This window comes from Virgibacillus sp. DJP39 (assembly GCF_049310925.1).
GTDB lineage: Bacteria > Bacillota > Bacilli > Bacillales > Amphibacillaceae > Virgibacillus_F.
Genome location: NZ_JBMERP010000126.1, coordinates 1 through 6,745 on the forward strand (window position 1 = coordinate 1; position 6,745 = coordinate 6,745).

Here is a 6,745-nt window from a genome sequence, read left to right on the forward strand (position 1 = left end):
GATTCAAAAGATTCAAAAAAAACAACCAGAAGGAAAGGGCGAAAACCCTTCCTTCACCACATTATTATTATATCATAAACGCTACCTATTTTTCATTAAATCCTCTACCAGTTGTTCTCTCGGCATTTCCCCCATAGTCACCTTACGCACTGCTTCTTGGTCTTCTTCGGTCACGTTGAAGCCTTCTAGTTCCAGTTGGTACTTCACTTGTCGCCAGTTCTTTTCAAATTGCTCTTGTGAGATCGGTTCTCCCCTTTTCATCAAATAATTAGCCTCCTTTTTTATAATTCTATCTCATGTTCCTTGTATAAAGTTTTTTCTTTCATTTTAGATCTTGATTTGCGCTTCATTTCATCAATATCTTGCTTTTTATCATTTCCTTGTGCTTGACCACCTAAATTAGCAAACAATTTAGCTATACCACCAATACTAGCCCCTGCTTGTGTAAATTCTTTATCATATAAATGAGAAATATCTTTTCCCTCTTTCGCAAGGTCCTTTTCTACTGTTTTAAGATCCTTAGAAAGTTTCCCAGTGGCTCTGTCGTCAAGATGTAATTCTAATAATCTCGCTTTCAATTTAGTTGGTATTTGTTCAATTAACTTCGAAGGTTGATTTTGATACTTAAACGACAAGGTTTTATTCATTTTATCATTTATACCAACCTTTTCATTCTCTCGTTGCTTAACTTGATATTTTGCTATTTCAAGTTTCAACCTAGTGTCGTAAATTTTATCTTTTGTTCCCCCTTCGCTATAAATCCTGCTATATTCTTTACTCCATTTAGAAACACTTCTATTCGCAATTAGTAATCTGTGTTGGTTTTCTTCCCAATCTTTCTTCAAAGTAACGTCATTTTCTCTTTCAGAAGTATAGTATTTTAATATCTGTGGATCTTCAAACTCTTTTATATTTTCATGTTTAATACCAGTCTTTAGATACTCTTGAACATAATCATATTTCAAGTCACTTATTAATGTATTGTGATTCTCTGTTATGTGGCTGTATTCAGGGTAAATGGTACCAAACTCTTGATGTACTATTTTCTTCTGAACTTCAAAGGCTAAATTACTATGAATTTCAGCTTTTTCATAAGCATTAAAATTGCATTCGTATTTGAATGCACGATTATTTAGACTACTTATTTTTTCGCCTTTTTCTTCTGCGAATTTTTGAGGTGATAAACCAAAACGAACGGATCTTGTTTGATCAACATTGTACTCTTTTTCAGCGTTATCTAACATAATAGATTCTACACCTAACTTACGTTTTGAAAATTCAATGGATTTACCCCAATTTTTCATGTTTTCCATATTTTCTTTTGCATTTTCATAAGTAACATATCCATGAACACGTTTAGCAACAAACTGTAAGGATTGAGCTTGTTGATTTGATAGAGGAAAATTGTTTCTAACGTGTGGAATATATTGTTCATCGATCTCTCTTTCTAGCGTTTCTTTATATTCTTCTAAACTAACAATTTCATGTTGTAACAAATCTTTCAATTCGTTGGTATCTTTTATGTCTTGATTAACCATTCCCATGTGTGTAACTGGCTCGTATTCTTCACCTTTCATTTGCGCTTGAATTTGAGCTTCTTTTTCAGCATTATACTCGTCATATGTCAAACGATGAGTAGCATATTTATCAATGCCTTGTTTTTCATAAGACTCATGTGACACAGTAATGTTTAGACCTGATTCTTTATAATATTCATTAACTTTAACAGCCCAATTCTCACGCCAATTTTCTAACGTTTCTTTCTTTCCCCAATCAGTTAAAAAAATATTTTTTGATCTAACATTACCATTAGGAGTTTTTGTTTTATTACCATTTTCATCAAGAATATATTCCTTCTTTGTTTTTTTCCCCCAGGATCCATCTTCATTAAACGGTCTAATAGTCAACATGATATGTGCGTGAGGATTATGTTGTTTATCCCTGTGAATAGAAATATCAGCAACCATACCGCGTTCAACAAAGTTATCTTCTGAAAATTCTTTTACTAATTCCATTTGTTTTTCATTGGATAACTCACTCGGTAAAGCAACTCGAATTTCTCTCGATAATTGACTATTAACATTGCTTTCCACTCGCTCAACTTCATTCCATAGCTTTTCACGATCATACACAAAATCAGGTGCATTTTCAGGGGCTAATATCATGGTTTCGGGTTGAACTTCTCTTGTTCTATAATCCTTATATTCTTGATCATCTTCACACCACAACTTTTCCCCACTACGATAAGAAGCCGAAGCAACAGCAGATTGACCTTTACCTCTTGATATGATGTTAGCCGATAGATGATAATACCCCATGTGAATAGCCCCCTTCTTTTATCTTTTGATTTTCTTAGTATTCCACGAAGTGCTATTTGCGTTAGCAAACGGACGTTGGGTGATTCTCCCCAACACCCACGAACACCATTTCCTGAATGGTGTATAAGTGGGCACTGGGGTGATTTTTGAACTCCCAAAAACATATAATATGCTTTCTGGGAGTTCAATTTTGTGTTAATTTTTTTTTTATTATTTAACTATACCTATGGAAAAAATCCATAAGAAACTGACTAACATCCTGTGTATTATCATTAACGTTTGTTTGTTGATCTGTAATCTGAGAATTTATACGTTTGTTTGTTAATAAGTTAGCTTTATTTTCATGAGTTATTGAATGTCTATATCTTACATAATCCCTTACCAATGTTTTAATAAATCCTGCTTTATTATCCACTTCACTTTCTAGAAAACAGATTATACCTTTATCTTTCTTTTCATCAAATCGTAATTCTACTCTCTTTTTATTAATCAAATTTCTCACCTACTTTTATATAAATTCAAGCATTTTTAATCGTTCTCGTTTTCATCTTCATTCAACCAGTCGTAAAATATATGCTCGTTTTTTTGTTGACGTTCTTCTTTTCGCTTCATGGCAAGTTCATATTGACGTTGTTTTTCTTGCTGATGTTTACCTTTTAAAATTGACTGTTCAGTTCTCATTTGTAGTCCGTTTGCAAAATAAAAAGGGAAATTATTGTGATTGTCTACTTCGCCATAATTTAGCTTGTCCATCATATGTTCGTACTGTAGTTTTATATCTTCCATACGAAAAATCGTTAAACCTTTCGTATAACTTTCTTTTATCGTTTTCATGATGTTTTCAGATGAAACCCCTTTACCATGCAAAAAGTTTCCTAGTTCCTCCAAAATAAAATTTTCTTTAATGAGTGTTTGAATTTGTCTTTGAAAATCACTTGTTGAATTGTTTTCAGACTTATTTGTATTACTTATTTCTTCTTCTTTATTAAATATATTATTTGTATAATTATTGTGTTCATTTTCTGAAACCGACCTAGGTTCCAATTCTAAAACTAGGGGGGGTTCAGAATTGGGAAAAGTATTTTTATCTTCTTTTCCTATCTGCACACTATTTTCACTTGAAGTTTTTCTAGCTCCTCTACTATATTTAGCAGAATCAGATGTATAATCAGTTTTATAGTTCCGACGTTTTTCTAACGGTTGAATAGCCAGTTTAAAAGTATTAAAGGGATATTCATAAACTATAATATTTTTAGGTTTTGTACCTTTAATGTAGCTATCTTCCCATACCTCGATATCTATTAATCCATAATCCCACAGAGGATGTATAACATTTCTGTAAAATGAATTTTTCGAAATCCCCATCCTCTTATAAATTTTTGTAAAAGATCGAGGAATAGTTGATCGATTACCGTATTTCTTTTCTGCTTCATTAGTTCGGTCAACTAAAGTAAGTAATTTTAGCCAATAACAAAAAGTCTTTTCTCCTAATTTATCAATCCATTCATCAGCAACTATAAAATACAGTTGCGGCAATCTTAATTCTCCTCTTGCCACTTTTCCCTTTTTTATATTCATTTGGTCTGTCTCCTCACATCTAGTCATTTTTATTATTATTTGCTATAATGTGAGTAAGCTTTAAGTGCCTCTCCTGTTTTGCTTGTCGGCGGATTAGGGGAGGTTTATTTACAAACTTACTCTTCAGCATTAGCTTTTAACCTCTATTCTGTTATTTTTAAAATACATAAAATCATTGTTTTTTAAGTCCATTTGTGCAGTTATATTATCCAAGTACTCCTCAACTTCCTTTTTCTTGAAAAGATATTTTTTTCCTATTTTATAATAGTTTAAGCCATTTTTCACAAACCTGTCATCAATAATGGGTTTACTAATATTCAAATAATCAGACAACTCCTTATAAGTTAAAAAGTATTTTTCATTAGCTAACTCATCAATTTTTTCTTGAATTGCCTTTTCCATCATATTATTAACAGTTAATTCATCAATTTTAATATCTAACATGATTGAACCTCCTAACTCAATTGACTTTTTATTTCATTAATTGTAAAAACATCATCGAAATTAACGTCTAATCCCTCACATATTTTTTTAGCAGTCTGTGGTCTTGGAAATTGTTTTCCATTGATTATTTGTAGTAGCGCTGTTTCAGAAATATTAACTTTTACTGCAAATTTTCGTTTAGAATAACCCAATTTTATCAATTTCTCCTCAAACTCTTTCTTAGATCTCAAGAGAATCATTAAATATCACCCCTCCATTGTGTTTATTTACCTAAGTATAAATTAAATTATACATGTGCACCCCTATAATTGCAACATTGAAGTGTACAGACTACATACACATTTTGTATTAAGAGGATATTCTTTTTGTTAAATATATGCTTTCTATGATATAATAGATTTACAAATATTTCAGGAGGGTTTGGTATGGGGTTTATAAAAAGTAATTTAAAAGCAATCATAGCTTCTAGAAATTTAAATGTTAAAAAAGTAAGTGAAATTACACCTCTATCTAGAACTACAGTTTCAAACTTAGCCAATAATAATAGTGACGGAATACACTATGAAACCTTAATACAACTTTGCAACTTATTAAAATGCCAACCAGGAGATATATTCACTTTTTATGATGTTGACTTGTCCATAGAATTACATGATCTATCAGGCTCTATAAATGTAACCAATTTATTTAACCAGTATAGAAATACAAAAAAAGAATTTCAGTCAGAAGAAAATATGACCTTTAATACTATAGTGAACATTAATAATGAAGGAGATGTTTTCCAATTAAAATTACCCACTACGGTAAATGGGTATTTCAAAACAAGTATGAATTTTGTTCATACTATAAATTTCAGCAAGAAAATAAATGATGAGCTTAAAAAATATAAGTTAACATATGATGTTGAGGCATATGCAAAGGATCAAATTTATGATTTTATCATAAAGGAAATAAGCAATTTAGTGGACTATGATATTGGATACGATCCTTTTCAAATTGAATTTGACTGTACAATTAATAATTAATTTAAGGGTGATGGTATGGCAAGGATTTATAAAAAACAAACAAAAAAGGGAACAAGATGGGGATTTAGAGTATATTTAGGTACAGATCCAGTTACTAACAAAGAAGTCAGAAAAAGTAAGGAAGGTTTTTTGACACAGAAAGATGCTAAATTGGCAGCTGCATTATTAGAGAGACAAGCCCATAGAGGAGAATATATAAAACCTAGTAATTTTACTTTTGAAGAGTTGTTTTATGATTGGAAGAAACATTATTCATCTCAGGGCGCAAAGGATAGCAGTTTAAGAGCAAGGAAAATTGCTTTAAAACATATTCTCAACGAATTTGGAAATGTACCAATTCAAAAGATCACAAAAAAAGCATATCAAGACAGTATAGATCAACTCGCTAATAAATTTAGTACAAATTATGTTTCCAGTATTCACACCTCTGCTAACATGGTTTTTCAGTATGCAAACGAAAATAAATTGATTAAGGACATACCAACGAAAGGCATTAAACTTCCAAAGAAAAAGGAAACTGTTGAGGATTGATTACAGCCACCGAAATTTACCACCTCTGCCATATTATTTACCACTGAATGACACCAAATTTACCACGGAATGTCAGGCTGTTTACCAACGCAAACCTCCTATATAATTAGTGAACACACCTATGGTGGTGTGACACTTTTATATAGGAGGTTTTTTGTTTGATTCATTACCGAAAGATTTTGGAATTACATCACGACAAAATCAGTTTAAGAGGTATCGCCGCGAATACGGGTAACTCGCGTCCCAAGGTCACAGAAATTATTGGGGTGGCTAAAAAGAAGGGATTAAGATGTCCCTTAGAGGAGGAAATGACGGATCGATGGATTGAAGAATTTCTCTTTCCTGAAAAGACTATGGAGGGTTCTGGTAGGCAACCTTTGAATTTTGATTATATTCATGAAGAGTTAGCGAAACCGAATGTGACTCTTTCACTTCTTCACCATGAATATGAAGCTGAATGCCGAACGAATGAAAAAATACCATACTCATATCGTAGTTTTTCCCGCCACTACAGTAACTATGCAGACAAGTATAAAGCTACGTTACGTATTCGAAGGAAGCCAGCTGAAATCATGGAAGTTGATTGGGCAGGTTCAACAGCTTTTATCGCTGATAGAGATACTGGGGAAAAGGTAAAGGCCTATGTATTCGTGGCTACCTTGCCATGTAGCCAATTATCATATGCGGAAGCTACCTTATCAATGGATTTACAATCATGGATCACTGTTCACAACCATGCATTTAAGTACTTTGGTGGCGTTACACAAATCATTGTTCCTGATAATATGTAATGTAAATCTTTACATTATAAATTTAATGAAAAGCTGTGATTAATGTAAAGTAAGAAGG

9 protein-coding genes are annotated in these 6,745 nt (G+C 32.1%); 3 read left to right on the forward strand and 6 right to left on the reverse strand.

The window, feature by feature from the left end:
• Positions 1 to 81 precede the first annotated feature (81 nt).
• The 6 genes from ACOI1D_RS20640 to ACOI1D_RS20665 all read right to left on the reverse strand — a co-directional run bounded on the left by ACOI1D_RS20640 (position 82) and on the right by ACOI1D_RS20665 (position 4,579).
• Entirely contained in the window at positions 82 to 264 is a 183-nt protein-coding gene (locus ACOI1D_RS20640; RefSeq protein ID WP_422503971.1) for a hypothetical protein, read from the reverse strand.
• 17 nt (positions 265 to 281) lie between these two features.
• On the reverse strand, positions 282 to 2,318 hold the full coding sequence (gene mobQ, locus ACOI1D_RS20645; RefSeq protein WP_422503973.1) for a MobQ family relaxase: 2,037 nt from the start codon (positions 2,316 to 2,318) through the stop codon (positions 282 to 284).
• Between the two features lie 214 nt (positions 2,319 to 2,532).
• Positions 2,533 to 2,811 carry a hypothetical protein gene (locus tag ACOI1D_RS20650; RefSeq protein WP_422503975.1) on the reverse strand — a complete coding sequence of 93 codons (279 nt, stop codon included), beginning with the start codon at positions 2,809 to 2,811 and terminating at the stop codon, positions 2,533 to 2,535.
• Between the two features lie 35 nt (positions 2,812 to 2,846).
• Positions 2,847 to 3,896, reverse strand: coding sequence for a hypothetical protein (locus tag ACOI1D_RS20655; RefSeq protein WP_422503977.1), 1,050 nt, complete (start codon positions 3,894 to 3,896; stop codon positions 2,847 to 2,849).
• Between the two features lie 129 nt (positions 3,897 to 4,025).
• Positions 4,026 to 4,340 (reverse strand): excisionase family DNA-binding protein, encoded by a 315-nt coding sequence (locus ACOI1D_RS20660; RefSeq protein WP_422503978.1) that lies wholly within the window; start codon positions 4,338 to 4,340, stop codon positions 4,026 to 4,028.
• An 11-nt stretch (positions 4,341 to 4,351) separates the two neighbouring features.
• Positions 4,352 to 4,579 (reverse strand): helix-turn-helix transcriptional regulator, encoded by a 228-nt coding sequence (locus ACOI1D_RS20665; protein WP_422503980.1) that lies wholly within the window; start codon positions 4,577 to 4,579, stop codon positions 4,352 to 4,354.
• A 186-nt stretch (positions 4,580 to 4,765) separates the two neighbouring features.
• Here ACOI1D_RS20665 and ACOI1D_RS20670 point away from each other — a divergent pair, with 186 nt between their 5' ends.
• The 3 genes from ACOI1D_RS20670 (at position 4,766) to ACOI1D_RS20680 (ending at position 6,687) form a co-directional block, all read left to right on the forward strand.
• Positions 4,766 to 5,365 carry a helix-turn-helix domain-containing protein gene (locus ACOI1D_RS20670; protein ID WP_422503982.1) on the forward strand — a complete coding sequence of 200 codons (600 nt, stop codon included), beginning with the start codon at positions 4,766 to 4,768 and terminating at the stop codon, positions 5,363 to 5,365.
• 15 nt (positions 5,366 to 5,380) lie between these two features.
• A complete protein-coding gene (locus ACOI1D_RS20675; protein ID WP_422503983.1) occupies positions 5,381 to 5,896 on the forward strand; it encodes an Arm DNA-binding domain-containing protein in 516 nt (171 codons plus the stop codon).
• A gap of 158 nt (positions 5,897 to 6,054) precedes the next feature.
• The gene (locus tag ACOI1D_RS20680) at positions 6,055 to 6,687 is read left to right on the forward strand and encodes a hypothetical protein (protein WP_422503985.1); all 633 of its coding nucleotides are present in this window, start codon (positions 6,055 to 6,057) and stop codon (positions 6,685 to 6,687) included.
• Positions 6,688 to 6,745 lie beyond the last annotated feature (58 nt).

Coding starts and splice junctions, on each gene's coding strand:
- ACOI1D_RS20660 (WP_422503978.1), bottom strand. CDS start 4,340: ATGTTAGATATTAAAATTGATGAATTAACTGTTAATAATATGATGGAA.
- mobQ (WP_422503973.1), bottom strand. CDS start 2,318: ATGGGGTATTATCATCTATCGGCTAACATCATATCAAGAGGTAAAGGT.
- ACOI1D_RS20655 (WP_422503977.1), bottom strand. CDS start 3,896: ATGAATATAAAAAAGGGAAAAGTGGCAAGAGGAGAATTAAGATTGCCG.
- ACOI1D_RS20670 (WP_422503982.1), top strand. CDS start 4,766: ATGGGGTTTATAAAAAGTAATTTAAAAGCAATCATAGCTTCTAGAAAT.
- ACOI1D_RS20665 (WP_422503980.1), bottom strand. CDS start 4,579: ATGATTCTCTTGAGATCTAAGAAAGAGTTTGAGGAGAAATTGATAAAA.
- ACOI1D_RS20675 (WP_422503983.1), top strand. CDS start 5,381: ATGGCAAGGATTTATAAAAAACAAACAAAAAAGGGAACAAGATGGGGA.